The organism is Bradyrhizobium sp. STM 3557 (assembly GCF_045571465.1).
In the GTDB taxonomy this organism is placed as follows: Bacteria; Pseudomonadota; Alphaproteobacteria; order Rhizobiales; family Xanthobacteraceae; genus Bradyrhizobium.
The window spans coordinates 988,272-1,014,027 of sequence record NZ_CP120697.1; the positions used below are offsets into that span (position 1 = coordinate 988,272).

At 65.5% G+C, this 25,756-nt stretch carries 23 protein-coding genes; 10 read left to right on the forward strand and 13 right to left on the reverse strand.

Features of this window, described 5'->3' with window-relative positions; genetic code table 11:
* Nucleotides 1-9: 9 nt before the first annotated feature.
* The 5 genes from P6U24_RS04510 to P6U24_RS04530 form a co-directional block, all read right to left on the reverse strand.
* Nucleotides 10-1,026: a branched-chain amino acid ABC transporter permease gene (locus tag P6U24_RS04510; RefSeq protein ID WP_407157992.1), complete on the reverse strand. Its 1,017-nt coding sequence runs from the start codon at nucleotides 1,024-1,026 to the stop codon at nucleotides 10-12.
* Between the two features lie 2 nt (nucleotides 1,027-1,028).
* Nucleotides 1,029-1,907 carry a branched-chain amino acid ABC transporter permease gene (locus P6U24_RS04515; RefSeq protein ID WP_407157993.1) on the reverse strand — a complete coding sequence of 293 codons (879 nt, stop codon included), beginning with the start codon at nucleotides 1,905-1,907 and terminating at the stop codon, nucleotides 1,029-1,031.
* A gap of 272 nt (nucleotides 1,908-2,179) precedes the next feature.
* Nucleotides 2,180-2,893: an ABC transporter ATP-binding protein gene (locus tag P6U24_RS04520; protein ID WP_407157994.1), complete on the reverse strand. Its 714-nt coding sequence runs from the start codon at nucleotides 2,891-2,893 to the stop codon at nucleotides 2,180-2,182.
* Nucleotides 2,890-3,687 (reverse strand): ABC transporter ATP-binding protein, encoded by a 798-nt coding sequence (locus P6U24_RS04525; protein ID WP_407157995.1) that lies wholly within the window; start codon nucleotides 3,685-3,687, stop codon nucleotides 2,890-2,892. Before P6U24_RS04525 ends, P6U24_RS04520 begins: the two co-directional genes overlap by 4 nt.
* Before the next feature lie 66 nt (nucleotides 3,688-3,753).
* Nucleotides 3,754-4,620, reverse strand: a complete 867-nt coding sequence (locus P6U24_RS04530; RefSeq protein ID WP_407157996.1) for an IclR family transcriptional regulator — start codon at nucleotides 4,618-4,620, stop codon at nucleotides 3,754-3,756.
* A 196-nt stretch (nucleotides 4,621-4,816) separates the two neighbouring features.
* Here P6U24_RS04530 and P6U24_RS04535 point away from each other — a divergent pair, with 196 nt between their 5' ends.
* The 8 genes from P6U24_RS04535 to P6U24_RS04570 all read left to right on the forward strand — a co-directional run bounded on the left by P6U24_RS04535 (nucleotide 4,817) and on the right by P6U24_RS04570 (nucleotide 16,015).
* Nucleotides 4,817-6,913, forward strand: a complete 2,097-nt coding sequence (locus P6U24_RS04535; protein WP_407157997.1) for a 3-hydroxyacyl-CoA dehydrogenase NAD-binding domain-containing protein — start codon at nucleotides 4,817-4,819, stop codon at nucleotides 6,911-6,913.
* A 172-nt stretch (nucleotides 6,914-7,085) separates the two neighbouring features.
* A complete protein-coding gene (pimA, locus tag P6U24_RS04540; protein ID WP_407157998.1) occupies nucleotides 7,086-8,762 on the forward strand; it encodes a dicarboxylate--CoA ligase PimA in 1,677 nt (558 codons plus the stop codon).
* Nucleotides 8,763-8,772: 10 nt separating this feature from the next.
* The gene (locus tag P6U24_RS04545; protein WP_407157999.1) at nucleotides 8,773-9,960 is read left to right on the forward strand and encodes an acetyl-CoA C-acyltransferase; all 1,188 of its coding nucleotides are present in this window, start codon (nucleotides 8,773-8,775) and stop codon (nucleotides 9,958-9,960) included.
* A 201-nt stretch (nucleotides 9,961-10,161) separates the two neighbouring features.
* Nucleotides 10,162-11,352, forward strand: coding sequence for a pimeloyl-CoA dehydrogenase large subunit (pimC, locus tag P6U24_RS04550; RefSeq protein ID WP_407158000.1), 1,191 nt, complete (start codon nucleotides 10,162-10,164; stop codon nucleotides 11,350-11,352).
* Between the two features lie 182 nt (nucleotides 11,353-11,534).
* Nucleotides 11,535-12,677, forward strand: coding sequence for a pimeloyl-CoA dehydrogenase small subunit (gene pimD, locus P6U24_RS04555; protein ID WP_407158001.1), 1,143 nt, complete (start codon nucleotides 11,535-11,537; stop codon nucleotides 12,675-12,677).
* Nucleotides 12,678-12,881: 204 nt separating this feature from the next.
* Nucleotides 12,882-13,655 (forward strand): SDR family NAD(P)-dependent oxidoreductase, encoded by a 774-nt coding sequence (locus P6U24_RS04560; protein ID WP_407158002.1) that lies wholly within the window; start codon nucleotides 12,882-12,884, stop codon nucleotides 13,653-13,655.
* Between the two features lie 210 nt (nucleotides 13,656-13,865).
* Nucleotides 13,866-15,368, forward strand: coding sequence for a glycerol kinase GlpK (glpK, locus tag P6U24_RS04565; protein WP_407158003.1), 1,503 nt, complete (start codon nucleotides 13,866-13,868; stop codon nucleotides 15,366-15,368).
* 14 nt (nucleotides 15,369-15,382) lie between these two features.
* Entirely contained in the window at nucleotides 15,383-16,015 is a 633-nt protein-coding gene (locus tag P6U24_RS04570; RefSeq protein WP_407158004.1) for a glutathione S-transferase family protein, read from the forward strand.
* A 14-nt stretch (nucleotides 16,016-16,029) separates the two neighbouring features.
* Here the strand turns inward: P6U24_RS04570 and P6U24_RS04575 are convergent, their stop codons facing one another.
* The 3 genes from P6U24_RS04575 to P6U24_RS04585 are packed head-to-tail and all read right to left on the reverse strand — an operon-like array spanning nucleotide 16,030 to nucleotide 18,886.
* A complete protein-coding gene (locus P6U24_RS04575) occupies nucleotides 16,030-17,043 on the reverse strand; it encodes an HlyD family secretion protein (RefSeq protein WP_407158005.1) in 1,014 nt (337 codons plus the stop codon).
* Entirely contained in the window at nucleotides 17,040-17,756 is a 717-nt protein-coding gene (locus tag P6U24_RS04580; protein ID WP_407158006.1) for an ABC transporter ATP-binding protein, read from the reverse strand. Before P6U24_RS04580 ends, P6U24_RS04575 begins: the two co-directional genes overlap by 4 nt.
* A complete protein-coding gene (locus P6U24_RS04585) occupies nucleotides 17,753-18,886 on the reverse strand; it encodes an ABC transporter permease (protein WP_407158007.1) in 1,134 nt (377 codons plus the stop codon). The genes P6U24_RS04580 and P6U24_RS04585 overlap by 4 nt, the downstream gene beginning before the upstream one ends.
* Before the next feature lie 307 nt (nucleotides 18,887-19,193).
* On the opposite strand from P6U24_RS04585, the gene P6U24_RS04590 reads away from it, so the two are divergent.
* Nucleotides 19,194-19,787 carry a GNAT family N-acetyltransferase gene (locus P6U24_RS04590; protein ID WP_407158008.1) on the forward strand — a complete coding sequence of 198 codons (594 nt, stop codon included), beginning with the start codon at nucleotides 19,194-19,196 and terminating at the stop codon, nucleotides 19,785-19,787.
* Nucleotides 19,788-19,808: 21 nt separating this feature from the next.
* Here P6U24_RS04590 and P6U24_RS04595 read toward each other — a convergent pair whose 3' ends face one another.
* The 5 genes from P6U24_RS04595 to P6U24_RS04615 all read right to left on the reverse strand — a co-directional run bounded on the left by P6U24_RS04595 (nucleotide 19,809) and on the right by P6U24_RS04615 (nucleotide 24,943).
* On the reverse strand, nucleotides 19,809-20,102 hold the full coding sequence (locus tag P6U24_RS04595) for a hypothetical protein (protein ID WP_407158009.1): 294 nt from the start codon (nucleotides 20,100-20,102) through the stop codon (nucleotides 19,809-19,811).
* A gap of 144 nt (nucleotides 20,103-20,246) precedes the next feature.
* Complete coding sequence (locus P6U24_RS04600; protein WP_407158010.1) at nucleotides 20,247-20,927, reverse strand: glutathione S-transferase N-terminal domain-containing protein; 681 nt, start codon at nucleotides 20,925-20,927, stop codon at nucleotides 20,247-20,249.
* A 209-nt stretch (nucleotides 20,928-21,136) separates the two neighbouring features.
* Nucleotides 21,137-23,401, reverse strand: coding sequence for a xanthine dehydrogenase family protein molybdopterin-binding subunit (locus P6U24_RS04605; protein WP_407158011.1), 2,265 nt, complete (start codon nucleotides 23,399-23,401; stop codon nucleotides 21,137-21,139).
* Complete coding sequence (locus P6U24_RS04610; protein ID WP_407158012.1) at nucleotides 23,391-24,449, reverse strand: FAD binding domain-containing protein; 1,059 nt, start codon at nucleotides 24,447-24,449, stop codon at nucleotides 23,391-23,393. Before P6U24_RS04610 ends, P6U24_RS04605 begins: the two co-directional genes overlap by 11 nt.
* Nucleotides 24,446-24,943 (reverse strand): (2Fe-2S)-binding protein, encoded by a 498-nt coding sequence (locus P6U24_RS04615; protein WP_407158013.1) that lies wholly within the window; start codon nucleotides 24,941-24,943, stop codon nucleotides 24,446-24,448. Before P6U24_RS04615 ends, P6U24_RS04610 begins: the two co-directional genes overlap by 4 nt.
* A 194-nt stretch (nucleotides 24,944-25,137) precedes the next feature.
* Between P6U24_RS04615 and P6U24_RS04620 the strand changes: the two genes are divergently transcribed.
* Nucleotides 25,138-25,722: a TetR/AcrR family transcriptional regulator gene (locus P6U24_RS04620; RefSeq protein WP_407158014.1), complete on the forward strand. Its 585-nt coding sequence runs from the start codon at nucleotides 25,138-25,140 to the stop codon at nucleotides 25,720-25,722.
* The last annotated feature ends 34 nt before the right edge of the window (nucleotides 25,723-25,756 follow it).

Genomic DNA, 25,756 nt, shown 5'->3' on the forward strand with positions numbered 1-25,756 from the left:
ATGTCCTCCTTAGCTCTTTTTGAACTTGTCGATGAGTTGCTGGCCGATGATCGCCATCTGCCTGGCGCCATGCGGCATCAGGAAGATGACCAGGAACAGGAGCACGCCGAACACCGCGCCGGACAGGCCCTTGGAGATGCCTTCGGCCATGTTGGGAACGAAGATGATGAAGGCCGAGCCGATGAACGAACCTGGCAGCCAGCCCACGCCGCCGACCACCATGCCGAGGAACAGCGAGATCGCGAGCTGGATGGTGTAGCTGTCCGGCGCGACGAACTGCACCGCGATCGCTCCCAAGCCGCCGGCCACGCCGGTGATGCCGGCGCTGACGCCGAAGGCAAGCGTCTTGTACAGCGCGACGTCGATGCCCATCGCGCTGGCTGCGATCTCGTTGTCGCGGATCGCCATGAAGGCGCGGCCTGAGCGTGAGCGCAGCAGGTTGATCGAGAAGATGTAGATCGCGACCGTGATCGCCAGCGTGAAGTAGTACAGCCAGGCGTCCTGGCCGATCGGCAGGCCGAACGGTGCGTCGGGCTTGGTGACGACCAGGCCCTGCACGCCGCCCGTCCATGGCTCGAAGAAACCGAGCTTGAGCAGCTGCGGCATTGCGGTCGCCAGCGCGAAGGTCGCAAGCGCCAGATAGACGCCGGAGAGTCGCAGCGCCGGTTGGCCGAACAGGAAGCCGGCCGCAAAGGAGACGACGCCGGCGATGGGCAGCGTCAGGGCGTAGTTGAGATTGTAATGCTCCATCAGGATCGCCGACGTATAGGCGCCGAGGGCGTAGAACGCGCTCTGGCCCAGCGAGAATTGGCCCGAGCCTCCGGTGAGGATGTTGAGCGCGAGCACCGCGAGCCCGTAGATCAGCAGCATCGTCAGCTGGAAGATGATGAAATTCTTGGCAAAGGCCGGCACGACCACGAGCACCGCCAGGATGGCGATGGTCGTGCCCGTGCTGAGCGTCATCGCCCGCTTCGGAACGGCTTCGACGGCGGGGGCGTGGGTGGCGAGGTCTTCGGCGGTGCTCATGATCAGACTCGCTTCACGATGTGCCGGCCGAACAGGCCTGCGGGTTTGATGACCAGGACGGTGATGATCAGAGCCAGCGCGATCGGCAGCTTCAGCTCGTTGCCGACGCCCGGGATGTAGGTTCCGACCAGGTTCTCGAAGATGCCGACCAGGAAGCCGCCGACGACGGCGCCGAACGGGCTGGTCAGGCCGCCGAGGACGGCGGCGGCGAAGCCGTAAATCAAGACGCCCAGCATCATGTTCGGTTCGAGGAACACGACCGGCGCGATCATCATGCCGGCGACGGAGCCGATGGCGGCGGCCATGCCCCAGCCGAGCGCGATCATCCATGACGTGTTGATGCCCACCAGTCGCGCGGATTCGGGCAATGATGCCGCCGCGCGCATCGCGAGGCCCATCCGCGTGTAGCGAAAGAAGAAGAACAGGCCGAGCAGCATCAGCAGGGTCAGCCCGATCATGCCGGCCTGATGGGTCGAGATCAGCTGGCTGCCGAGGAAGGGCGAGGAGCCGAACGGCGTCGGATATTGTTTGATCGTGAAGTCCCAGATCAGGCCGGCGCAGGAATTGATGATCGAGTAGAGCGCAATGAAGCCGGCGACCTGGGTCAGGATCGGGGCCTTCGCTAAAGGCTTGAACAGCACGCGTTCGATCGCGATTCCGCCGAGGAAGGAGAACACCAGCGTGATCAGGAAGGCGCCCCAATAGGGCACGCCCCATTGCATCAGCTGCCAGGACACGAAGGTCGAGAACATCGCCATCTCGCCTTGCGCGAAGTTGAGATGATCGATCGCCTGGTAGATCATGACGACCGCGAGCGCCATGCAGGCGTAGATCGCACCTGTCGCAATGCCGGCCAGGATCTGGTTGATGAAAAGCTCCATGGCCGTGCTCCTAAGAAATGACGGTTTCGAGCTGAAGTGTAGCGGCACCGAAGGTCCACCTCTCCCCAGCGGGGAGAGGTCGATTTGCGCAGCAAATCGGGCGAGGGGGTTCAGCTCCCACGAGGGACCGCAACTCCTCACCCGGCGCTTCGCCGTAGCCGAAGCTCCGCTTCGGCGTCGCTTGGAACGGCCGCCGAAGGGGGCCTACGCCTCTCCCAAAGGGAGAGGTGTACGGAGTGCCTGGAAAGACCGTGTCCATCACATGATCTCGCTCAATAACCTAGATAGGACTTGCGGACGTTCTCGTCGTTCGAGATGTCCCTGGCAGCCCCTGACATCACGATGCGGCCGGTCTCGATCACATAGGCCTGGTCGGCGAGCTCGAGCGCGAGCTGCGCGTTCTGCTCGACGACGAGGATGGAGACCTTCTCCTCGCGATTGATCTGGCCGAGGATCTTGAACAGGTCGCGCACGATCAGCGGCGCCAGCCCGAAGGACGGCTCGTCCAAGAGCATCAGCCGCGGCTTGAGCATCAGCGCGCGGGCCACCGCGAGCATCTGCTGCTCGCCGCCGGAGAGGGTTCCGGCCTGCTGCGCATAGCGCTGCTTCAGCACCGGGAAATAGCCGTACATGCGCTCGATATCGGCGACGATGCCCGTCTTGTCGGTGCGGGTGATGGCGCCGAGCTGCAGGTTCTCCTCGACCGTCATGTTGGTGAAGGTGCCGCGGCCCTGCGGCACATGGGCGATGCCGAGCCGCACGATGTTCTCGGTCGAACGGTTGGTGAGGGGCTGGCCGTCGAACTCGATCGTGCCGCTGGAGCGCACCATGTTGCAGATCGCGCGCAACGTGGTGGTCTTGCCGGCGCCATTGGCGCCGAGCAGTGTCGTGAGGCTGCCTTCGCTCAGGGAGAAGTTCAGCCCATGCAGCGCCTGGACCTGGCCGTAATAGGCGCGCAGGTCCTTCACGTTCAGGAGCGCCGTCATTGATCCTTGCTCCCGAGATAGGCCTTGATGACGTCGGGGTTTGACTGCACCTGGGCCGGCGTGCCCTCGGCGAGCTTCTTGCCGAAATTGAGCGCGACCACGTGGTCGGCGATCGACATCACGAGGCCCATGTGATGCTCGACCAAGAGCACGGTGATCTTGCGGTCGTCGCGGATGCGGCGGATCAAATCGCCGAGCACATAGACTTCCTCGTGGTTGAGGCCGCCGGCCGGCTCGTCGAGCAGCAGGATCTTCGGATCTGCCGCGAGTGCGCGCGCGAGCTCGACCCGCTTCTGCGTGCCGAACGGAAGCCCGGAGACGATCTTGTGCGCGACGCCGTCGAGGTCGAGATAGGCGAGAATATCTTTCACCTTCTCGTTCATCGCGCCTTCGCCGCGGCGAACCCAGGCCAGGCGGAGCGAGTCGGAGATGATATCGCTGGAGGTGCGGGCATGGGTGCCGACGCGGACATTGTCGAGCACCGAGAGATTTGGGAATAGCGCGACGTTCTGGAAGGTGCGGCCGATGCCGATCTCGGCGATGCGGTGCGGCGGCCGCTTCAGGATGCTCACGCCCTCCATCAGGATGTCGCCGGAGCTCGGCTGATAGAGCCGCGAGAGGCAGTTGAACAGCGTGGTCTTGCCGGCGCCGTTCGGTCCGATCAGGCCCAGGATCTGGCCGTGATGCATGTCGAAGGAGACGCCGTTCAGCGCGACGATGCCGCCGAACACGACGCTGACGTCGCGCACGGCCAGCAAGGGATCGGTCCCTTGCGCAAGTTGTACCTGCGTCATCTCGTCTCGCCCGCCTCAACGCATAAGGCGGAGCGACGCGGTATCAGCCGGTCACGATGCAGGCAGCTACGATCTGATCCCCTCGGCAACACGAGCAAGTTTCCCTCCTGGCTTCAGCTTTTTGCTGGCTTCTTTGTTTGATTGCGGCATCGCGCCACCGAGCGCCGCTTCGATATTCCTTACCATCGCGACAAGACGAGGTCCAATGTCGGTGCGTAGTCGCTCTTCCGTGAAGCGGAAAGCCGGTGCGCCGCAGTTGAACGCATAAGGACCAGTTCCGTCGTTCAGCCTGAGCGCGACGCCGACCGCATGCACGTCGTCCTGCCATTCGCCGGCAGAGATCGCAAAACCGTATTTGGCCACGCTCTCGCCGGAGCGCTCGATGCCGTCGCGGATCTTCGGCCAGCGGCTGCCGTAATGCTCGCGCAGCTCACGCAACAGAGCAACGCGTTCATCGTCCGGAAGTGCCCAGATATAGGCGCGCCCCATCGCTGTAGTTGCAATGGGAATGTGCGATCCTACGTCAAGTTGAACGTTGACGACGCCTTGCCGGCTCTGCCCGAAATAGATCATGGTGAGGCGATCGCGCGCGCCGACCGCGACGGCGCCGCCGGTCTCCCGGGTCAACTGTTCGCGAAACGGCTCGGAGAGCTGGCGCACGCCGAGATTGGCCAGCGCGGCGTACCCGAGCGCCATCGCCGCAGGCGCGAGCTGATATTTCTCGAAGCGCGGCACCGGCATCAGGTAGCCGAGCTTGGTTAGCGTATAGGTGAGGCGGGACACCGTCGGCTTCGGCAGGCCGGTGCGCGCGGCGATTTCCTGATTGCCGAGCAGGCCGTCGTTCGGTCTGAAGGCGCGCAGCACGTCGAGTCCGCGAGACAGCGCAACGACGAAGCTGCGATCGGTCGCGGCTTTCTTCCCTGGACGTTTCATTTCATCGGCTGTTGATTGCTGCGCCTCGTTGACAACGCTCGTGCTTCAAAATAACCCTGCGTGTCAAGATGTGGAATTAGATTTCGCAGTGCGGAATTCAATCCATTGCAGCGGGTATACGCAAGCGCAGCTACTCGACGCAAAACGAGAAGCCGCCAATCAACAAAAGAGCACGGACAATCCCAAGGAGCGCAGCGTGAGCGAAGTGGCCAAGCTTGATCGTCATGATGTCATCGGTATCGTCACCGTCGACAGCCCGCCCGTCAATGCGCTGAGTGCCGCAGTTCGCGGCGGCATCCTGGAATGCGTCAAGCAGGCAATTGCCGATCCGCAAATCAAGGCCATCGTGCTGACCTGCGCCGGCCGGACCTTCATCGCCGGCGCCGATATCACCGAGTTCGGCAAGCCGCCGAAGCCGCCGGCGCTGAACGACGTGCTGAGCGAGATCGAGAACAGCCCGAAGCCCGTCATCGCCGCCATTCACGGCACAGCGCTCGGCGGCGGCCTGGAAGTGGCGCTGGCCTGTCATTACCGCGTTGCCACCAAGGAAGCGAAGCTCGGCCTGCCCGAGGTCAAGCTCGGCCTGCTGCCCGGCGCCGGCGGTACCCAGCGGCTGCCGCGCGCCGTCGGCCCCGAGCTTGCGGTCAAGATGATCGTCGGCGGCGATCCGATCAGTGCCGCGGAAGCGCAGCGCAACGGTCTCGTCGAGGAGATCGTCGAGGGGCCTGCCGCGGGCGGCGAGGCGTTTGCCCGCAAGGTGGTCGCGGAGGGGCGCCCGTTGCGCCGGCTGCGCGACGATGATTCCAAGCTTGCGGCCGCCAAGGCGGATCGTTCGATCTTCACCAATGCGGTCGCCGCCATCACCAAGAAGTCGCGCGGCCTGGAGGCGCCGTTCGCGGCGGCTGATGCGGTCGGCTATGCGATCGACCTGCCGTTCGACGAAGGTCTGCGGCGGGAGCGCGAGGGTTTTCTCAAGCTGGTCGCCAGCGATCAGTCCAAGGCGCAGCGCTATGCCTTCTTCGCCGAGCGCGAGGCGGCCAAGATCGCAGGCGTGCCTGAAGGTACCAAGCCGCGGCCGGTCGAGCGCGTCGCCATCATCGGCGCCGGCACCATGGGCGGCGGTATCGCGATGTCCTTTGCCAATGCCGGCGTGCCGGTGACCTTGATCGAGACCGGCGAGGAGCAGCTCAAGCGCGGCATGGGCATCATGCAGAAGAACTGGGAGGCCACGGCCGCACGTGGCGGCATCCCGGCGGATGCGCCGGCCAAGCGCATGGCGCTGATCAACGGCGTCGTCGGATTGGAGAATGTGAAAGACGCCGACCTCGTGATCGAGGCGGTGTTCGAGACCATGGCGGTGAAGAAGGAGGTGTTCGGCAAGCTTGACCAATATGCCAAGCCGGGCGCGGTGCTCGCCTCCAACACCTCGTATCTGAACATCGACGAGATCGCCAAGGAGACCAAGCGTCCGCAGGACGTGCTCGGCATGCATTTCTTCTCGCCGGCCAATGTGATGAAGCTGTGCGAGATCGTGCGGGCGGAGAAGACCGCGCCGGACGCGCTGGTCACTGCCGTGTCGATCGCGCGCAAGATCGCCAAGGTGCCGGCCGTGGTCGGCGTCTGCGACGGTTTTGTCGGCAACCGCATGCTGGCGCAGCGCGGCAAGCAGGCCGAGAAGCTGCTGTTCGAGGGCGCGCTGCCGCAGCAGGTCGATGCTGTCGTCACCAAGTTCGGCATGCCGATGGGGCCGTTCGCGATGGGCGACCTCGCCGGCCTCGATATCGGCTGGCGTTCGCGCAAGGATCGCGGCATCAAGAGCGAGATCGCGGACGCGTTGTGCGAGGCCGGCCGCTTCGGCCAGAAGACCGGCAAGGGCTACTATAAATATGAAGCCGGTTCGCGCGCGCCGCTGCCCGATCCTGAGGTCGAGCAACTGATCGACCAGACCTTGACGCGGCTTGGGCGCAAGCGCCGCGTGGTCAGCGACGAGGAGATCCTCGAGCGAATGATGTATCCGATGATCAACGAGGGCGCGAAAATCCTGGCCGAAGGCATCGCCGCGCGGCCCTCTGATATCGACGTCGTCTGGCTGTATGGCTATGGCTGGCCGATCTATCGCGGCGGTCCGATGTACTGGGCCGATACTGTCGGGCTGAAGCACATCGCCGACCGGCTTGCGTTCTACGCCAAGGAGACCAACGATCCGTCGCTGGAGCCGGCACCGCTCTTGAAGCAGCTCGCCGACGAAGGCAAGACCTTCGCCTCGCTCGCCGCCGCATCGAAGGCGGCTTGATGGAGCCCAGCTCTCTCCACGCGATGCGGTCTGCTCCCCTCCCCCTTGCGGGGAGGGGGTGGGGGTACCACGGGCTCGGTGCTTGTGGCTCACCCCCCTCCCTGACCCTCCTCCACAAGGGGGGAGGGAACGGAGAGAGCCTACCCGCCTCACGAGAAACTACTTAGTACTGATGACCCATCCCGGCGAACAGTTCTATCCAGAAGGCGTGCGGTGGGACGAGCCGATCGCGCGCGGCACGCTGCCTGACCTGTTGTCGCAGGCGGCGCGCGAGCATGGCGACCGGCCCGCGATCGAATTCCGCGATCGTCCGATCTCCTTTCTCGAGCTCGAGTCATTGGCTGAGCAGGCCGCGAGTGCATTCCTGCGTGCCGGCTACGGCAAGGGGGCGTCGGTCGCGCTCTTCCTGGGTAACACGCCGGATCATCCGATCAATTTCTTCGGCGCGCTCAAGGCCGGCGCCCGTGTCGTGCATCTGTCGCCGCTCGACGGTGAGATCGCGCTGTCGCACAAGCTGACAGATTCAGGTGCGCGCATATTGGTGACGTCGAACCTGGCCGCGTTGCTCCCGACCGCGCTGAAATTCCTGGAGAAGGGGCTGCTCGACCGCCTCATCATTTGCGAGGACGATCATTGGGGCAAGATCGGCACGCCGCAGGCGCCGCTGCCGGATCATCCCGCCATCATCACTCATCGCCAGTTCGTCGATGGCGCCACGCCGCCGGAGCAATGGCCTGAGGTTTCGCCTGAAGATGTCGCACTGCTGCAATATACCGGCGGCACCACCGGTCTGCCGAAAGGCGCGATGCTGACGCACGGCAATCTCACCTCCGCGGTCTCGATCTATGAGGTCTGGGGCCGGCCGTCGCGCGCGACGCGCAATGGCAGCGAGCGGGTGATCTGCGTGCTGCCGCTGTTCCACATCTACGCACTCACGGTGGTGTTGCTGTCGGCGCTCAAGCTCGGCCACCTGATCTCGCTGCACCAGCGCTTCGACGTCGAGGCCGTCATGCGCGATATCGAGGTCAAGCGCGCGACTTATTTTCCCGGCGTGCCGACGATGTGGATCGCGATCGCCAATCTGCCCGATCTCGACAAGCGCGACCTGTCGTCGCTGACATCGGCCGGCTCCGGCGGCGCGCCGCTGCCGGTCGAGATCGCGCGCGTCTTCGAGCGTCGGGTTGGGCTGAAGCTGAAGAGTGGCTGGGGTATGACCGAGACCTGCTCGCCCGGCACCGGCCATCCGAAGGACGGCCCGGACAAGCCGGGCTCGATCGGGCTGATGCTGCCGGGTATCGAGATGGACGTGGTGTCGCTGGACGACCCGACCAGGGTGCTGCCAACGGGCGAAGTCGGCGAAATCAGGATCAAGGGCCCGAACGTTACCAAGGGCTATTGGAACCGGCCGCGGGAGACGAAGGAGGCTTTCGTCGGCGATCGCTTCCTCACCGGCGACATTGGTTACGTCGACGAGGACGGCTATTTCTTCCTGGTCGACCGCAAGAAGGACATGATCATCTCCGGCGGCTTCAACGTCTATCCGCAGATGATCGAGCAGGCGATCTACACGCACCCTTCCGTGCAGGAGGTGATCGTGATCGGCATCCCCGACGACTATCGCGGCGAGGCGGCAAAGGCCTTCATCAAGCTGCGCGACGGCGCGGCGCCGTTCTCGATGGACGAGCTGCGCGCCTTCCTCACCGGCAAGCTCGGCAAGCACGAGTTGCCGGCCGCGGTGGAGTTCGTCGCCGAATTGCCGCGCACGCCGGTCGGCAAGCTTTCCCGCCACGAGCTGCGCAGGCAGCAGCCCGCGGTCCAATCAGTTCAAGCCCAACAACAACAGCAATAGGAGGTCGCCCATGACCGACGCCGTCATCGTTTCCACTGCCCGCACCCCGATCGGCAAGGCCTATCGCGGCGCGCTCAACGTTACCGAGGGCGCGACGCTGCTCGGCCACGCCATCGGCGAGGCCGTGAAGCGCGCCAATGTCGACCCGAAGGAGGTCGAAGACGTGGTGATGGGCGCCGCCCTGCAGCAGGGCGCGACCGGCGGCAACATCGCGCGCAAGGCGCTGCTGCGCGCCGGCCTGCCCGTCACGGTCGGCGGCACCACGATCGATCGGCAGTGCGCCTCGGGCCTGCAGGCGATCGCGCTCGCAGCACGCTCGGTGATCTTCGACGGCGTCGAGATCGCAGTCGGCGGCGGCGGCGAGTCGATCAGCCTCGTGCAGAACGACAAGATGAATACGTTCCACGCCCAGGATCCGGCGCTGCTCGAGATCAAGGGCGAGGTCTATATGCCGATGATCGACACCGCCGAGGTGGTCGCCAAGCGCTACGGCATCTCGCGCGAGCGCCAGGACGAATATTCGCTGGAGAGCCAGCGCCGCGTGGCCGCCGCCCAGCAGGGCGGCAAGTTCAATGACGAGCTGGCGCCGATCACGACCAAGATGGCGGTAACCGACAAGGCGACCGGCAACGTCTCGTTCAAGGACGTCACGCTCTCGCAGGATGAAGGCCCGCGTCCGGACACCACCGCCGAAGGGCTCGCCGGATTGAAGCCAGTGCGCGGCGAGGGTTTTTCCATCACCGCCGGCAATGCCAGCCAGCTCTCTGATGGCGCGAGCGCGTCTGTCATCATGAGCGACAAGGAGGCTGCGAAGCGCGGCCTCAAGCCGCTCGGCATCTTCCGCGGCTTCGTCGCTCATGGTTGCGAGCCCGACGAGATGGGTATCGGGCCGGTGTTCGCGGTGCCACGGCTGCTGAAGCGCCACGGGCTCACGGTCGATGACATCGGGCTCTGGGAGCTGAACGAGGCTTTCGCCGTGCAGGTGATCTACTGCCGCGACAAGCTCGGCATCGATCCGGAGAAGATCAACGTCAATGGCGGCGCGATCGCGGTCGGTCATCCCTACGGCATGTCGGGCGCACGTCTGACCGGCCACGCCCTGATCGAGGGCCGCCGCCGCAAGGCGAAGTATGCCGTCGTCACGATGTGCGTCGGCGGCGGCATGGGCGCCGCCGGCCTGTTCGAGGTGCTGCAGTAACTATTTGGTTGGGTTGGTGGTGCCACGCATGCGGTCGTCACCTCTCCCCGGCGGGGAGAGGTCGGATCGCGCAGCGATCCGGGTGAGGGGGAGCGTTCCTCGTTAGACCGTAACCCCTCACCCCAACCCTCTCCCGGAGGGAGAGGGGGCGCACCCCCGCCGCGGATATGTCGAGACAAGCCTATACGCAAGGAGCATCCAATGGATCTCGCATTCACGAGGGAAGAGCAGGCCTTCCGCGACGAAGTCCGGCAGTTCTTCAAGGACAACGTGCCGCCGGAGACGCGGCGTAAGCTGGTCGAGGGCCGTCATCTCACTAAGGACGAGATGGTCACCTGGTGGCGCATCCTCAACAAGAAGGGCTGGGGCGTCTCACACTGGCCGAAGGAATATGGCGGCACCGGCTGGACCTCCGTGCAGCACTACATCTTCAACGAGGAGCTGCAGTCCTATCCGGCGCCGCAGCCGCTCGCCTTCGGCGTGTCCATGGTCGGTCCGGTCATCTACACGTTCGGCAACGAAGAGCAGAAGAAGCGCTATCTGCCGCGCATCGCCAATGTCGACGACTGGTGGTGCCAGGGCTTCTCCGAGCCGGGCTCGGGCTCCGATCTCGCCTCTCTCAAGACCAAGGCCGAGCGCAAAGGCGACAAGTGGATCATCAACGGCCAGAAGACCTGGACGACGCTGGCGCAATATGCCGACATGATCTTCTGTCTCTGCCGCACCGATCCCTCCGCGAAGAAGCAGATGGGCATCTCCTTCATCGTGTTCAGCATGAAGTCGAAGGGCGTCACCGTGCGCCCGATCCAGACCATCGATGGTGGCCACGAGGTCAACGAGGTCTTCTTCGATGACGTCGAGGTGCCCATCGAGAACTTGATCGGCGAGGAGAACAAGGGCTGGGACTATGCCAAATTCCTGCTCGGCAACGAGCGCACCGGGATCGCCCGCGTCGGCGTCTCTAAGGAGCGGCTGCGTCGCATTCGCGAGCTCGCCTCCAAGGTCGAATCCGGCGGCCGTCCGGTGATCGAGGACCCGGCCTTCCGCGAGAAGCTGGCGGCCTGCGAGATCGAGCTGAAGGCGCTTGAGCTCACCCAGCTTCGCGTCGTCGCCGACGAGGGCAAGCACGGCAAGGGCAAGCCCAATCCGGCCTCGTCCGTGCTGAAGATCAAGGGCTCGGAGATCCAGCAGACCACCACCGAGCTTCTGATGGAGGTGATCGGGCCATTCGCCGCGCCTTATGATGTTCACGGCGACGAGGACAGCAACGAAACCATGGATTGGACCGCGCAGATCGCGCCGAGCTACTTCAACAACCGCAAGGTCTCGATCTATGGCGGCTCCAACGAGATCCAGCGCAACATCATCTCGAAGGCGGTGCTGGGGCTGTGACGCAGTCGCGACACGAATGGTGGTCGTCCCCCGCGCAGGCGGGGGACCCAGTACGCCGCGGCAGTCGTGAGTGACTTCGACGCTGGTGATTACTGGATCCCCGCCTTCGCGGGGATGACAGCGGAGGATCAGGCGACAACAGCGGCAACATAACTGTCCGCGTTTAAAGAGAGCACAGTGATATGGATTTTGATCTGTCCGAGGAGCAGCGGCTCCTGAAAGAAAGCATCGATGGCCTGCTCGCCGATGCCTATGATTTCGAGACGCGCAAGAAATACATGGCAGAACAGGGCGGCTGGAGCAGGGCGATGTGGAGCAGGCTCGCCGAGCAGGGGCTGCTCGGCTTGCCGTTTGCCGAAGAGGATGGCGGCTTCGGCGCCGGCGGCGTCGAGACCATGATCGTGATGGAGGCGATGGGCCGCGCGCTGGTGCTCGAGCCTTACCTCGCCACAGTGGTGATCGCCGGCGGCTTCCTGCGCCATGGCGGCTCGGACGCGCAGAAAGCCGCGCACATCCCTGGCATCATCGACGGTAGCAAGACCTTCGGCTTTGCGCAGCTCGAAAAGCAGTCGCGCTACGATCTCTTCGATGTCGCGACCTCCGCGAAGAAGAAGGGCGACGTTTATGTCATCGACGGCGAGAAGTTCGTCGTGCTCAATGGCGACAGCGCCGACACGCTGATCGTCACGGCGCGCACCAAGGGATCGCAACGAGACAAGACCGGCATCGGCGTCTTCATCGTGCCGGCCGATGCGAAGGGCATCACGCGCAAGGGCTATCCGACGCAGGACGGTCTGCACGCGGCCGACATCACCTTCACCGGTGTCGAGGTCGGCGCCGACAGCGTGATCGGCGATCCCGAAAACGGCCTGCCGCTGATCGAGCGCGTGGTCGACGACGCCCGCGTCGCGCTGTGCGCCGAAGCGGTCGGGCTGATGGACGAGTCGCTCAAGACGACTGTCGAGTACATCAAGACCCGCAAGCAGTTCGGCGTGCCGATCGGCTCGTTCCAGGCGTTGCAGCACCGCGCGGCGGACATGTTCGTCGCCCTGGAGCAGGCGCGCTCGATGTCGATGTTCGCGACCATGGCGAACGATTTCGACGACGCCAAGGAGCGCGCGACCGCGATCGCGGCGGCCAAGGTGCAGATCGGCAAATCCGGCAAGTTCGTCGGCCAGCAGTCGATCCAGCTCCATGGCGGCATCGGCATGACCATGGAGGCCAAGATCGGCCACTACTTCAAACGCCTGACGATGATCGAGAACAGCTTTGGCGACACCGACTACCACCAGCGCCGCGTGGCCGAGGCGGGCAGCTTGATCTGAAGGTCATCGTCATTGCGAGCGAAGCGAAGCAATCCAGTGCTGTTCAAGAAGTCTGGATTGCTTCGTCGCTGGCGCTCCTCGCAATGACGGCCGATAGAGCCAATCGTAGCCCGGATGAGCGCAGCGATATCCGGGTAACATGACGATGATCCCGGATGTCGCTGCGCTCATCCGGGCTACGTCGTCGTCGCGGAGGAAACAATAATGAAAAACATCCCCTTCGATCTCACCGGCCAGGTCGCCGTCCTCACCGGCTCCAGCCGCGGCATCGGCCGCGCTTCGGCGGAGCTGCTGGCGCAGCTCGGCGCCAGGGTGGTGATCTCCAGCCGCAAGGCCGATGCCTGCGAAGACGTCGCCGAAGCCATCCGCAAGTCCGGTGGCGATGCGCACGTCATTCCCTGCAACATCTCGCGCCGCGCCGAGGTTGACGCGTTGATCGACGGCACTGTTGCGCATTACGGCAAGGTCGACATCCTCGTCTGCAACGCCGCCGTCAATCCTTACTACGGCCCATTGCTCGATATCACCGACGAAGCCTTCGACAAGATCATGGGCTCCAACGTGAAGAGCAATCTCTGGCTCTGCGCCAAGGCAATTCCGGCCATGGCCGAGCGCGGCAGGGGTTCGGTCGTGATCATCTCCTCGATCGGCGGACTTCGTGGCTCGACCGTGATCGGCGCCTACGGCATCTCGAAGGCGGCGGATTTCGCGCTGTGCCGCAGCCTCGCCGGCGAATGGGGCCCGAAGGGCGTGCGCGTCAATTGCGTGGCGCCGGGCCTCGTCAAGACCGACTTCGCCCGCGCGCTGTGGGAGGACGAGGCGCGGCTGAAGCAGCGCTGCGCCACCACGCCGCTGCGGCGGATCGGCGAGCCGCACGAGATTGCCGGCGCCGTGGCCTATCTGGCCTCCGACGCCTCGACCTTCATGACCGGCCAAACCATCGTCGTCGATGGCGGCGTGACCACGGCGGCGGTGTAGCACCGATGTCGTCCCGGCGAACGCCGGGACCCATACTCACCGGCCGTTCTTGCTACGACGGATATCCGCCGCCGTGCTTCAACCGAGAGCACAACGCGGTATGGGTCCCGGCTCGCGCTTCGCTTGGCCGCGACGACAGGGAGATATTGACCTTCCTCTCTCAATCCGCTTGCTTGTGCGTCCCACAACAGCTTCTCGGGATGAAACGTCATGTCCTTCGTGCTGGCCATCGATCAGGGCACCACGTCCTCGCGCGCCATCGTCTTCCGTTCCGACATCTCGATCGCGGCAGTGGCACAGCAGGAATTCCCGCAGCATTTTCCGGCGTCCGGCTGGGTCGAGCACGAGCCGGAGGACATCTGGACCTCGACCATCATTACCTGCCGTGATGCGCTGGACAAAGCCGGCCTGGCGGCCAGGGACGTCGCGGCGATCGGCATCACCAATCAGCGCGAGACCACCGTGGTGTGGGACCGCGCCACCGGCCAGGCCGTGCACCGCGCGGTCGTCTGGCAGGACCGCCGCACCGCCGACATCTGCGCCCGGCTCAAGAACGAGGGCCATGAGCCCAGGATCTCGGAGAAGACCGGGCTGATCATCGACCCCTATTTTTCGGGCACCAAAGTCGCCTGGATCCTCGATCACGTGCCGGGCGCACGCGAGCGCGCGGAGGCCGGCGAGCTGATGTTCGGCACGATCGATTGCTATCTGCTGTGGCGCCTCACCGGCGGCAAGGTGCACGCGACGGATGCCACCAACGCCTCGCGCACCCTGCTGTTCAACATCCACACTGGGCAGTGGGACGACGAACTGCTCGAGCTGCTGCGCGTGCCGCGCTCGATGCTCCCCGAGGTGAAGGATTCCTCGGCGCATTTCGGCGAGACCGTCCCGGATCTGTTCGGTGGCCCAATTGCGATCTCGGGCATCGCCGGCGACCAGCAGGCTGCGACCATCGGCCAGGCCTGCTTCACGCCGGGCATGATGAAATCGACCTACGGCACCGGCTGCTTCGCGCTGCTCAACACCGGCACGACGCCTGTCGTCTCCAAGAACCGTCTGCTCACGACCATCGCCTATCAGCTCGGCGGCGTGCGCACCTATGCGCTGGAAGGTTCGATCTTCGTCGCGGGCTCGGCGGTGCAGTGGCTGCGCGATGGGCTCGGCATCATCAAGCATGCGGCCGAGACCGGGCCGCTCGCGGACAAGTCGGACTCGATGCAATCGGTCTATCTGGTGCCGGCCTTCGTCGGCATGGGCGCGCCTTACTGGAATCCGCGGGTGCGCGGCGCGCTGTTCGGACTCACGCGCAACACCGGCCCCGCCGAGCTCGCGCATGCGACGCTGGAGAGCGTCTGCTACCAGACCTATGATCTCTGGACCGCGATGCGCAGCGACTGGCCGGATGCGTCTGCCGCCACCATCGTGCTGCGCGTCGATGGCGGCATGACGGCCTCGGACTGGACCATGCAGCGGCTTGCCGATCTGCTCGATGCGCCGGTCGACCGCCCGATGATCCAGGAGACCACCGCGCTCGGAGCCGCCTATCTCGCTGGGCTCAAGGCCGGCGTCTATCCGGAGCCGCAAAAGTTCGCTGATAATTGGCGGCTCGAGCACCGCTTCAAGCCGGCCATGAGCGCCGCCACGCGCGAGCGCAAGCTGAAGGGCTGGGCGCGCGCGGTGAAGGGGGTGCTCGCTAGCGACGAGGGCGAGTAGGAGAAGGATAAGCCATGTTCCTGATCGGCCAATACGACTCGCCCTTCGTCCGCCGCACCGCCATCGCGCTCCGGCTTTACGGCCTGCCGTTCGAGCATCGGCCGTGGTCGACCTTTGGCGATGCCGACAAGATCGCCCCCTATAATCCGCTGTTGCGCGTGCCGGTCCTGGTGCTCGATGACGGCGAGGCGCTGATCGACTCGGCCGCGATCCTCGACCATCTCGACGAGACGGTTGGTCCCGAGCGCGCCATGCTGGCGCGCAGCGGGCCGGCACGGCGCAAGGCACTGCGCACGATCGCCCTTGCCACCGGGCTCGGCGACAAGGCGGTGAGCCTGATCTATGAGCGCGTGCTGCGCAAAGATCGTCTGGCCATGTGGGTCGCGCGGTGCGAGACGCAGATCTCGGGCGTGCTGGCGATGCTCGAGGCCGAGCGCGCGGCGGTCACGACGGACTACTGGAATGGACGGGCGATCGGCCATGCCGATGTCGCGGTCGCCTGCGTGCTGCGCTTCACGCGCGAAGCGCATCCCCATCTGTTCGATGCGGAGCGCTATCCGGCGCTGGCCGCGCATGCGGCGCGTTGCGAGGCGCTGCCGCCGTTCCAGGAGATCGTGCAGCCACTGGCGCCGCCGAGCGGGGACTGACCACCCCTTAAAGCTTACGGCTTGAAATACACGTCCACCTTCATCCCGACCGCGAAGGGACCGGGTTCGCTGAGATCGACCAGCACTTCGACGACGTCCACATCGGTCATATTGCGCTGGCTGAGGTTGGAGTTGCGGCTGCTCTCGACCAAAGGCGCGACGAAGGCGACCTTGCCGGCGACGTCGCGGCCGCGAAATGCATCCGAGCGCACCACGGCCGCCTGGCCGACCTTGATCTTGTCGATGTCGCGCTGGTCGAGTTCGGCGCGGACCCGCAGGGACGACATGTCGCCCATCAGGACCAGCGGCGTCACGCCCTGCGGCGTGGCGAGCTCGCCGCGCCTGGCATTCACCTGCAGGATGGTGCCGTCCACCGGCGCGCGGATCGTCAGCTTCTCCAACGTCGCGCGCGCTCCTTGCAGATCGGCACGCGCCGCGTTGAGCTGGCCTTCGGCGACCGTCGGCAGCGGGGCATCGGCCGTGATCCGGCGTAGCTCGTTCATCTGCTGTGCCAGGCGCTCCTGCGCGCGCGTCAGCGTCGCACGCGCCGCATCGACATCGGCATCGGTGCGGCCGGCGCGCTTGTCGGCGCTGGCCTTGTCGAACAGGGCGCGCAATTCGAAGACCGAGTCCTCGGAATCGGCGACTGCGTCCTCGGCACGTCGCCTGGGACCTGCGCCTGATGGCGTCGATTCCTTGTCGCGCACGCGCTGGCGCATCGCCGCCTGCGCCTCGGCGGAGGCGAGCTGCGCGCGTGCGTCCGCATCGACGAGGCGGACCAGCGGCTCGCCGGCCAGCACGGTGTCGTTGGCCTTGACCAGCACCTTGTCGATCACCCCGATCGCGGGCGCGGTCAGCTTGATCTGGCCCGATACTGGCTCGACGCGGCCGGGCGCCACCGCCAGCCACCGCTTGTCGTCGGCGGTCTCGTTGCCGGCGGCCTGCGCAGCCGCGGACGCCAGGGCGGCCACTTGCAGCACGGCGAGAAGGATGATCCTGGCCCTCGGATTGGCCTTTGTCGCGATCATGAGTGCGATGCTTTCCTTGCTTGGCTCGGGCTCTCTTCGCCGACGATCCGCCCGTCCTCGATGTGGATGATGCGATCGGCAAACGGCACCGTGCGCGGGTCATGCGTGACCACCAGCACCGCGCGCGTCGGGTCCTTGGCGATCTCCGCGAGCAGGCTCATGATCGCCTGTCCGTTTTCGGCGTCGAGCGCGCCGGTCGGCTCGTCGGCGAGAATGGCTTTGGCATCGCCGACGATGGCGCGCCCCACGGCGACGCGCTGCTGCTCGCCGCCGGAGAGCTCCAGCGGCCGCGACTTTCGCTTATGGCCGAGGCCGACGCGGGCGAGCACGTTGCGGGCCGCCTCGACGGCACGGCGCGAGGTGTCGCCGCGCACGTCCAACGCTAAGCGGATGTTCTCCTCCGCGGTCAATGTCGGAAACAGATGATAGGACTGGAAGATGAAGCCGATGTTGTCGCGCCTGAGTTTGGCCAGCGCTTCCGGATCGGCGCCTTCGATCGATTTGCCGGCAATGCGGACCGTGCCGCTGGCCGGCGTCATCAGGCAGCCAAGGATCGAGAGCAGCGTGGTCTTACCGCTGCCCGACGGGCCCATCAGCAGCGCCAGCTCGCCGCCTTTGAGCGAGAGGCTGACGCCCTTTAGCGCCTGCACGCGGCCGGCGCCCTGGCCGAGGAATTGCACGATGTCATCAGCCTCAAGCACCGGCTCGGTCATCGCGTGAACACCAGTGTGGGGTCGATGCGCATGATCTTGACGATCGCGGCCATGGCCGAGCCGACGCACATCACGAGGGTCAGCAGAAACAGTCCGACCGTCAGCGCCGGGGTCACCGTCACCGGCAGCGCGGAGTCGGCGGTCATGCTGACCACCGCGCCAGAGACCGCCGCTGCGCCGGCAAAGCCGATGATGGCGCTGAGCACCGCCTGCCAGATGATCACCGTGTAGATGTAGCTGCTGGACGATCCGATGGCGCGCAAGGTCGCAAACTCGTTCAGATGATCCTTGGTGCTCGAATACAGGGTCTGCGCCACGATCACGGTGCCGACGATGAAGCCGAGCAGGGCGCCGCCGAACAAGGCCGCGCCGGCACCGGTGCCGAACAGCCAAAACGACTGGCTGCGATCGCGGAATTCGCCTGTTGTCAGCACCTCGACATCTGTGAGGCTGGCGCGCAGGTCTCGCTTGATGTCGTCGACATCGGCATCGGGCGCGACGCGCACCAAGAGGTAGGACGCCTTGTTGGCGGGGATGCCGGTATAGGCATGGCCGCGGTCGAGGTCGGTGAAGACGTAAGGTGTCGTCGTGAAGGAGCGGATGCCCTTGGTCACCGCCACCACCTGCACCTTCTGGTCGCGGATCTCGGCAGTATCTCCCGGAGAGCTGACGCCGAGCCGGCTGAAATAGGATTGCTCGATCGCCACGGCGCCGGGAATGGCGAGTTCGCCGAGCCGGCCGGCGACCACGTTCCAGGGATGCAGGCTCGCGGCGTCGAGCTCGGCGCCGATCATGAAAACCGGGGTCGTGGTGCCGGTCGGCAGCCGCCACTGCGCATAGCCGATGACGAGCGGGGTCACGCCTGTGACCCCCTTGACGGCCAGGGCCCGAAATCGCTGCCGCTCGTCCAGTAGCGACGGATCCTCGAAGCATTTGGTGCCGGTCGGCATGATCCAGAGATCGGCCTGGGCGTGATCGATCATGGTCGTGACCATGCGCCGGAAGCCGGCATAGAGCCCGAGCTGGACTGTCACCAGCACGATGGAGAAGACGATACCGACGATGGTCGCAACGAAACGAAGCCGGTCATGAAACAGGTTTCGAGAAGCGAGCCTGAACTTCAGCGACATGAGCTGTGAACCATCCGGATTTCGCCTCATTTCATCTGCTTCGCGAACGCATGTCCACGCCGGTCCCGCCGCTTGCGACAACCTGAATGTCGCAGCGGCGCCGGTGCATGCGCTCTCCGGTCCGGGCTTTGCCTCCAACATGCTCCTTCAACGCGGAAGATCGGCCAATTCCGTGGCGCGAGGCGGCATTCAGCCTGTCCTTGTTTTGACTGGAGGTAGCGATCGAAGGCATTGATGTATCAAAAGGTGCCCGGCGCCTTGGCCGGCCACGATGGTTCAACAGCTACCAGAAAGAGAACGCGCACGGATGACACTCCCTGACGGTTATTCTGACATCGCTGCCGGCAAGATCGCCACGGTCGTGACGCATCTGGAGATGCGGACGCCGCCTGCGCTGCCGCCCGAGCTGCCAACCCCGTGGACGGTCCGTCACGTTGCAGAGCCACGACTTGACTGGTTTCGCGACCTCTACACGCGCATCGGCGCGGACTGGCTATGGTCGTCGCGCCTGCGCATGAGCGATGCCGAGCTCGGCGCGATCATTCGCGCCGATGGCGTCGAGGTCCATGCGCTGCAACGCGAGGATCGTGACGAAGGTTTGCTGGAGCTGGATTTCCGAGAGCACGGCGAATGCGAGATCGTGTTCTTCGGCCTCACCGCGACGCTGATCGGCAGCGGCGCCGGCCGCGTCCTGATGAGCCACGCGTTGCGGCTCGCCTGGGGCAAGCCTGTCAGCCGGGTCTGGCTGCACACCTGCACCTTCGATTCCCCACGCGCGCTCGGCTTCTACCAGCGCTCCGGCTTTCGCCCGTTCCGCCAGCAGGTCGAGGTGATCGACGATCCCAGGCTGGATGGCACCTTGCCGCGCCACGTCGCGCCGCATGTGCCGCTGATCGATTGAGCGCGTAAACCAGACGGTTGATTAAGACTGCCTCTCGTCTTTCGCCGTCGCCTCCTGCGCTTCCAGCATCACCTTCAGCGTGTCGGCGCTGAGCTTGCCGGGAGGTGGGGGGATGTGGCGCTCGGTGGTTTCGGCGGGAGGCTGGCTGGAGCGGGGAGCGAGGCGCGGAATGTCGTCGATGTCGTCGGCCTCGTCGGACTCGGCGGTTGCGCGTCGGCGCCACACGCTGCCGGCTCCGCGCCGGCGCCGGGTTTCCTTAGCCTTCGCTGATTCCGGCGTGGTCACGAGCGGCGGCAGCGTATGATGGTGCGACACGGGCGAGGCTCCGTTGGTCCCCCGATGGAACATCAGCACCTGATTCGCTGCACCGCGCCAAGGACGATTTGGTCATGTCAGACGTCCAGCGGTTGCATGTTACGGCTCTTCCACGAAAAATTGGTGAACCCTGATTTATGCAGGTCATCCGGGCGGTCGCGCGGTCACTTCCGCCGCATCGCCTGCGGCGTATCTGGCTGCGCCAGCGGGTGCGCCTGCGCGAAGGCCGGCAGTGCCATCGACGTCTCGAAGATACGCTTGGTGGTGGGGTAGGGCGCCAGATCGATACTCTGCATGAGCGCAATCGAAACATGGCCGACCATGCAGATATCGGCCATCGTCGGCGCATCGCCATAGCAGAAGCGCCCGGTGTCCCTGTGCCCCCGCAAGCTGTGCTTCGAGCGTCTTGAGGGTCTCGACGATCCAATGCTTCCGCCACGCCGCCTGCGCCTCCTGATCGAGCTTCAGCACGTCGTCGAGGTAGTGCCGCACACGCGGCACCAGTAGCGGATGGCCCTCGCAGGCGACCATCAGCGCCAGGGCGCGCACCCGCGCCCGTCCCTTGATGTCGGCAGGTAACAACGGTGGCTCCGGAAATGTCTCGTCGAGATAGTCGAGGATGGCGAGTGACTGAGACAGCACGGTGCCGTCGTCCAGCACGAGAGCCGGCAGCACCATCTGCGGATTGACGCTGGCATAGTCGGCGCTGCGCTGCTCGTCGCGGTCGATGTCGACCAGCACAACCTCATGCGCGGCATTCTTCAGATGGAGCGCGATGCGCACCCGGAAGCTCGCCAGCGATCGCCAGAAGGAATAGAACTTCATCTTGACCCCCTGCGCGGTTTCGAACCCGCCTTTGCCGGCGCGAGACTATGCGAGGTCGCTACGACGCGCGATGAAAAGTCGCGACCAAATAGGAGCCGAACCTTATTTTGTAGGACCCCATGCGGGTGCGCTCATCGCGCACCGGCATCTCTTTTCGGCGGAGGTGAGGCCGAGCAGGCGGCTGCTGCGGTCGTCCCGTATCGCAGCTATCAGCCGTGCCCGACCAAATCCCCGATCCGGACCGGGAAGCGCCGGACACGAATGCCGGTGGCGTGCCACACTGCGTTGGCGACCGCGCCTGCCGAGCCGGTGATGCCGATCTCGCCAACGCCCTTGATGCCGAGCGGATTGACGTGGGGATCGACCTCCTCGACCGTGAAGGCCTCGATCGCCGGAATGTCGGCATTCACCGGCACATGATATTCGCCGAGATTGGCGTTCATGATGCGGCCCGAACGGCGGTCGGTGATCGCCTCCTCGTGCAGGGCCAGCGAGACGCCCCAGATCATGCCGCCGATGAGCTGGCTCCGCACCATCTTCGGATTGATGATGCGGCCCGCGGCGAAAGCACCGATCATCCTCGAAACGCGGACCTGCCCGAGATCCGGATCGACCTTCACTTCCGCAAACACCGCGCCATGCGAATGCATCGCATAGTGTTCGTTCGCGGCCTGATCGGGAAGCCCGCTGCCCGAGGCCTCGATCTCGCTAAGGCCGGCACGGGCCAGGATCTCGCCATAGCTCTCGCCGCGGCTCTCGTCGTCGCGCCGGAGCAGCCGTCCGGCCCGTGCCACCACGCCGGCGTTGCCGGCGCCGAAGAGCGGCGAGCGCCGGTCCGCGGTCGCGAGCTCGGCGAGCTTGCCGATCACGGCCGCGCCTGCATTGTGGATCGCGGTGCCGACGGTTGCCGTATGTGCCGAGCCGCCGGCGATGCCGGCGTCGGGCAGATCGGAGCTGCCGGCCTTGAACGTGACCTGGTCGAGATCGAGGCCGAGCGAATCCGCGGCGATCTGCGCGAATGCCGTCCAGGCGCCCTGGCCCATGTCGTGCGCACCGCTCTCCACCACGCCCGAGCCGTCGCGGCGGATCACCGCTCGCGCTTGGCCTGCGAACATCAGGGCATGGAAGGTCGCCGTGCCCATGCCCCAGCCGACCAGGAAGCCGTCCTTGTCCCGCATCATGCGCGGCTTCAGCGGACGATCCCACCAGCCGAACCGCTCGGCACCTTGCGTGTAGCATTCGCGCAGGGCCTTGGAGGAGAACGGCTTGCCGGTCGTCGGCTCGACCTCGGCGTAGTTCTGGACGCGGAAGGCGAGCGGATCGATGCCGCAGGCCTCCGCCATCTCGTCGATGGCACTCTCCAGCGCGATGGATCCCGGCGCGATCCCCGGCGCACGCACGAACAGCGGCGTGCCGGTGTCGGCGCGCACGGCATCGTATGTCGTCGCGATCGCCGGCGCGGCGTAGAGGGTATGCGTGACATGCGCCGCCGATTCGTAGAAGTCCTCGAAGCTCGAGGTAACGATCCTGGCGTGATGGTGGATCGCCGAGAGCCGGCCCTCGGCGCTCGCACCGAGGCGCAGCGTCTGCCGGGTCGGGGAGCGATGGCCGAACGGACCGTAGAGCTGCTCACGGCGGACCACGAGCTTCACCGGTCGTCCCACCAGTTTCGCGGCGAGAATGCCGAGCACCTGCGGTCCCGCCATCAGACCCTTGCCGCCGAAGCCGCCGCCGAGATACGGGCTGCGGATCAGGATGTTCTCAGGCGGAATGCCGAACAGGCCGGCGAGACGCGCCTGCATCATGACGAGGCCTTGCGTCGGCGTATCGATGACGAGCCTGTCGCCCTGCCACTCTGCAACGATCGCGTGCGGCTCCATCGCATTATGATAATGCGGCGGTGTCTCGTAGATCGCCTCGATTGTCTTGGCGCTACCAGCCAGTGCCGCATCGACGTCGCCATGGCGGCTTTCCGCGGGAAAGCCCATGCCGACAACAGGCGGAATGTAGGCCTCATTGCCGTCGAGACCGATGCGCGCAGGCTCAGTCTCGTAACGCGGGCTCAGCAGGGAGGCACCTTCGGTCGCCGCCTCCAGTGTCTCGCCGATCACGACTGCGATCGGCTGGCCCGCGTAGCGCACGCGGTCGTTCTGCAGCGCCTCGAACCTGAAGGCGAAGGGATTGGGCTTGCCGTCGGGATCGTCGGCGAGCGGCGGCCGGTTGGCAGAGGTCATCACCTCGACCACGCCGGGGTGCGCCTTGGCGGCTTCGATGTCGAGCGAGGCGACGCGGCCGCGCGCGACGCTGGCAACAGCGAGCACCGCGAACAGCATGCCCCGCGGATGATTGTCGGCGGCGTAGCGCGCACGGCCGGTGACTTTCAGCACGCCGTCGCGCCGCGCCAGCGGCTGGCCGATGTTCGAGCCGTGCCGCAGGTGGGCAGGATCGCGAGTCAGATCGAGTTCAAGCGTCATGAAGGGCTCCTGTCGGAGAGGAGAAAGGCGAGGCGGGCAGCGCCGGCATGCGATCCGGCGTGCCCAGTGCCGCGAGATGAAGCGCGCGCACGATGATGTTTCTGGCGAGCGGGATCTTGTAGGCGTTGTCGCCCGAGGGCCTTGCGTCGGCGAGGGCCACGTCAGCCGCACGCTGGTAGCTGCTCGCGTCAGCGGCCTGACCGACGAGCAACGTTTCCGCTGCGCGCGGGCGCCACGGCTTGGCGGCAACGCCGCCGAGCGCGAGCCGCGCCTCCGTGATGATGCCGCTCTCGATCTTCAGGCCGGCTGCGGCGGAGACCACGGCGAACGCGTAGGACGTGCGCTCGCGCACCTTCAGATACCGCGCATGAGGAGCGAAGCTGCGGACGGCCGCTGGCAGTCGCACCGCGACGATCATCTCGCCCGGTTCCAGCAATGTCTCCTTCTCCGGGGTGGTGCCTGGCAGGAGATGCAATGCCTCGAGCGCGACCTCGCGCCGGCCGCCTTTGCCCTCGATCTCGACCATCGCGTCGAACGCCGCGAGCGGCACGCAGAAGTCGGATGGATGAGTGGCGATGCAGGAATCGCTCCAGCCGAGCACGGCATGCTGGCTGTTCTCGCCCTCGCGGGCATCGCAGCCCGATCCAGGCGTGCGCTTGTTGCAGGCGGATGCCGTGTCATAGAAATAGGCGCAGCGCGTTCGCTGCAGGAGATTGCCGCCGACGGTCGCGGCGTTGCGCAGCTGTGCCGAGGCACCGGAGAGCAGCGCTTCCGCGACGGCCGGAAAATCCTTGGCGAAGTCCGGGTCGTAGGCGAGGTCGGCGTTGCGCACGAGCGCGCCGATGCGCACGTCGCCATTGGCGAGACGCTCGATGCGATTCAGTTCGGGCAGACGCGAGATGTCGACCAGCCGTGCCGGCCGCACGACATCGCCCTTCATCAAGTCGAGCAGGTTGGTGCCGGAGGCGAGATAGGCCGAGCCGGGAGCGCTCGCTGCCGCGATCGCCTCGGTGAGGCTGGCGGGCTTCACATAATCGAACCGGTTCATGCCGCGCGCTCCGTCTTTTTGGCCGCGAGCGTCTGCTGCACGTCGACAACGGCGTCGACGATGCCGACATAGGCGCTGCAGCGACAGAGATTGCCGGACAGGCCCTCGCGGATCCGCTCCGGATCGGCGCCGGCCTGGCCTTCATTGATCAGGCCGATCGTGCTCATGATCTGGCCGGGGGTGCAGAAGCCGCATTGCAGCGCGTCATGCTCGATGAATGCCGCCTGCACCGGGTGCAGCTTGTCGCCATCGGCGACGCCTTCGATGGTTTGAACGGCAGCGCCGTCGAGACTTGCAGCAAGCTGGAGGCAGGCATTGATGCGCCTTCCGTCGACCAGCACGGTGCAGGCGCCGCACTGGCCGCGGTCGCAGCCCTTCTTGGTGCCGGTGAGCTGCAGCCGTTCGCGCAGCAGGTCGAGCAGGGTGACGCGGGGGTCGTCGAGCGCAAGCGTGCGCGGCTCACCGTTGACGGTGAGGCTCACAGTCAGATTCATGCGTTGTTCCGATCGAAGCTATGGCCTAATCGGATCAGGGCGGGAGGGCCTTACGGGCCGTGGTCCGTCCGGATCCGGCGGCCGCGGAACAGGTAAGGGGACAGTGATTGGTCCGCGGCGGCGCTTGGCTTTATACGGAGGATGCCTCCGTTTATCAAGGCGTGGATGCGGGGCTTCGATCAAGAGCTGGTGAGATGTCGACCAAAACGCAAGAGAGCCTCCGTAAGCCGCGCGCTGATGCGCTCCGCAATCGCGAGCGTCTGATGGCTGCCGCCAAGATCGTGTTCAGCGCCGGCGGCCCGGAGGCGAGTCTGGAAGCGGTGGCGCGGCAGGCGGGCGTCGGCATCGGCACGCTGTACCGGCATTTCCCGACACGGGAGGATCTGTTCGAGGCGGTCTATCGCCACGAGGTCGAGCAGCTCTCCGAGCTTGCCGAAGCTCTCAAGGATGATGCGTCACCAACCGAGGCGCTGCGGCACTGGTTGCGCTCGACCGTGCAATTCGTCGCGACCAAGAAGGGCATGATGGCCGCGCTTGCCATCGTGATGAACGCCAACTCGGAGCTCGCCGCCTATTCGCACGCGCATCTCACGGCCTCGATCGGCGCGCTGCTCACACGCGCCGTCGATGCCGGCGAGGTCCGCGCCGACGTCACCGCCGACGACCTGCTCCGCGCCCTCATCGGCATGTGCTACATGCATGACCAGCGGGGCTGGCAGGAGAGCGTGCTGCGGCTGCTCGACGTGTTCGTGGATGGGCTGCGGGTGACGAAGACGTAGGATGGGGTGAGCGAAGCGAAATCCATCCTACAAT

Excerpts from the sequence above, each read along its gene's own strand:
- P6U24_RS04510 (WP_407157992.1), bottom strand. The coding sequence starts at position 1,026 with ATGAGCACCGCCGAAGACCTCGCCACCCACGCCCCCGCCGTCGAAGCC.
- P6U24_RS04515 (WP_407157993.1), bottom strand. The coding sequence starts at position 1,907 with ATGGAGCTTTTCATCAACCAGATCCTGGCCGGCATTGCGACAGGTGCG.
- P6U24_RS04520 (WP_407157994.1), bottom strand. The coding sequence starts at position 2,893 with ATGACGGCGCTCCTGAACGTGAAGGACCTGCGCGCCTATTACGGCCAG.
- P6U24_RS04525 (WP_407157995.1), bottom strand. The coding sequence starts at position 3,687 with ATGACGCAGGTACAACTTGCGCAAGGGACCGATCCCTTGCTGGCCGTG.
- P6U24_RS04530 (WP_407157996.1), bottom strand. The coding sequence starts at position 4,620 with ATGAAACGTCCAGGGAAGAAAGCCGCGACCGATCGCAGCTTCGTCGTT.
- pimA (WP_407157998.1), top strand. The coding sequence starts at position 7,086 with ATGACCCATCCCGGCGAACAGTTCTATCCAGAAGGCGTGCGGTGGGAC.
- P6U24_RS04545 (WP_407157999.1), top strand. The coding sequence starts at position 8,773 with ATGACCGACGCCGTCATCGTTTCCACTGCCCGCACCCCGATCGGCAAG.
- pimC (WP_407158000.1), top strand. The coding sequence starts at position 10,162 with ATGGATCTCGCATTCACGAGGGAAGAGCAGGCCTTCCGCGACGAAGTC.
- pimD (WP_407158001.1), top strand. The coding sequence starts at position 11,535 with ATGGATTTTGATCTGTCCGAGGAGCAGCGGCTCCTGAAAGAAAGCATC.
- P6U24_RS04560 (WP_407158002.1), top strand. The coding sequence starts at position 12,882 with ATGAAAAACATCCCCTTCGATCTCACCGGCCAGGTCGCCGTCCTCACC.
- glpK (WP_407158003.1), top strand. The coding sequence starts at position 13,866 with ATGTCCTTCGTGCTGGCCATCGATCAGGGCACCACGTCCTCGCGCGCC.
- P6U24_RS04570 (WP_407158004.1), top strand. The coding sequence starts at position 15,383 with ATGTTCCTGATCGGCCAATACGACTCGCCCTTCGTCCGCCGCACCGCC.
- P6U24_RS04575 (WP_407158005.1), bottom strand. The coding sequence starts at position 17,043 with ATGATCGCGACAAAGGCCAATCCGAGGGCCAGGATCATCCTTCTCGCC.
- P6U24_RS04580 (WP_407158006.1), bottom strand. The coding sequence starts at position 17,756 with ATGACCGAGCCGGTGCTTGAGGCTGATGACATCGTGCAATTCCTCGGC.
- P6U24_RS04585 (WP_407158007.1), bottom strand. The coding sequence starts at position 18,886 with ATGTCGCTGAAGTTCAGGCTCGCTTCTCGAAACCTGTTTCATGACCGG.
- P6U24_RS04590 (WP_407158008.1), top strand. The coding sequence starts at position 19,194 with ATGACACTCCCTGACGGTTATTCTGACATCGCTGCCGGCAAGATCGCC.
- P6U24_RS04600 (WP_407158010.1), bottom strand. The coding sequence starts at position 20,927 with ATGAAGTTCTATTCCTTCTGGCGATCGCTGGCGAGCTTCCGGGTGCGC.
- P6U24_RS04605 (WP_407158011.1), bottom strand. The coding sequence starts at position 23,401 with ATGACGCTTGAACTCGATCTGACTCGCGATCCTGCCCACCTGCGGCAC.
- P6U24_RS04610 (WP_407158012.1), bottom strand. The coding sequence starts at position 24,449 with ATGAACCGGTTCGATTATGTGAAGCCCGCCAGCCTCACCGAGGCGATC.
- P6U24_RS04615 (WP_407158013.1), bottom strand. The coding sequence starts at position 24,943 with ATGAATCTGACTGTGAGCCTCACCGTCAACGGTGAGCCGCGCACGCTT.
- P6U24_RS04620 (WP_407158014.1), top strand. The coding sequence starts at position 25,138 with ATGTCGACCAAAACGCAAGAGAGCCTCCGTAAGCCGCGCGCTGATGCG.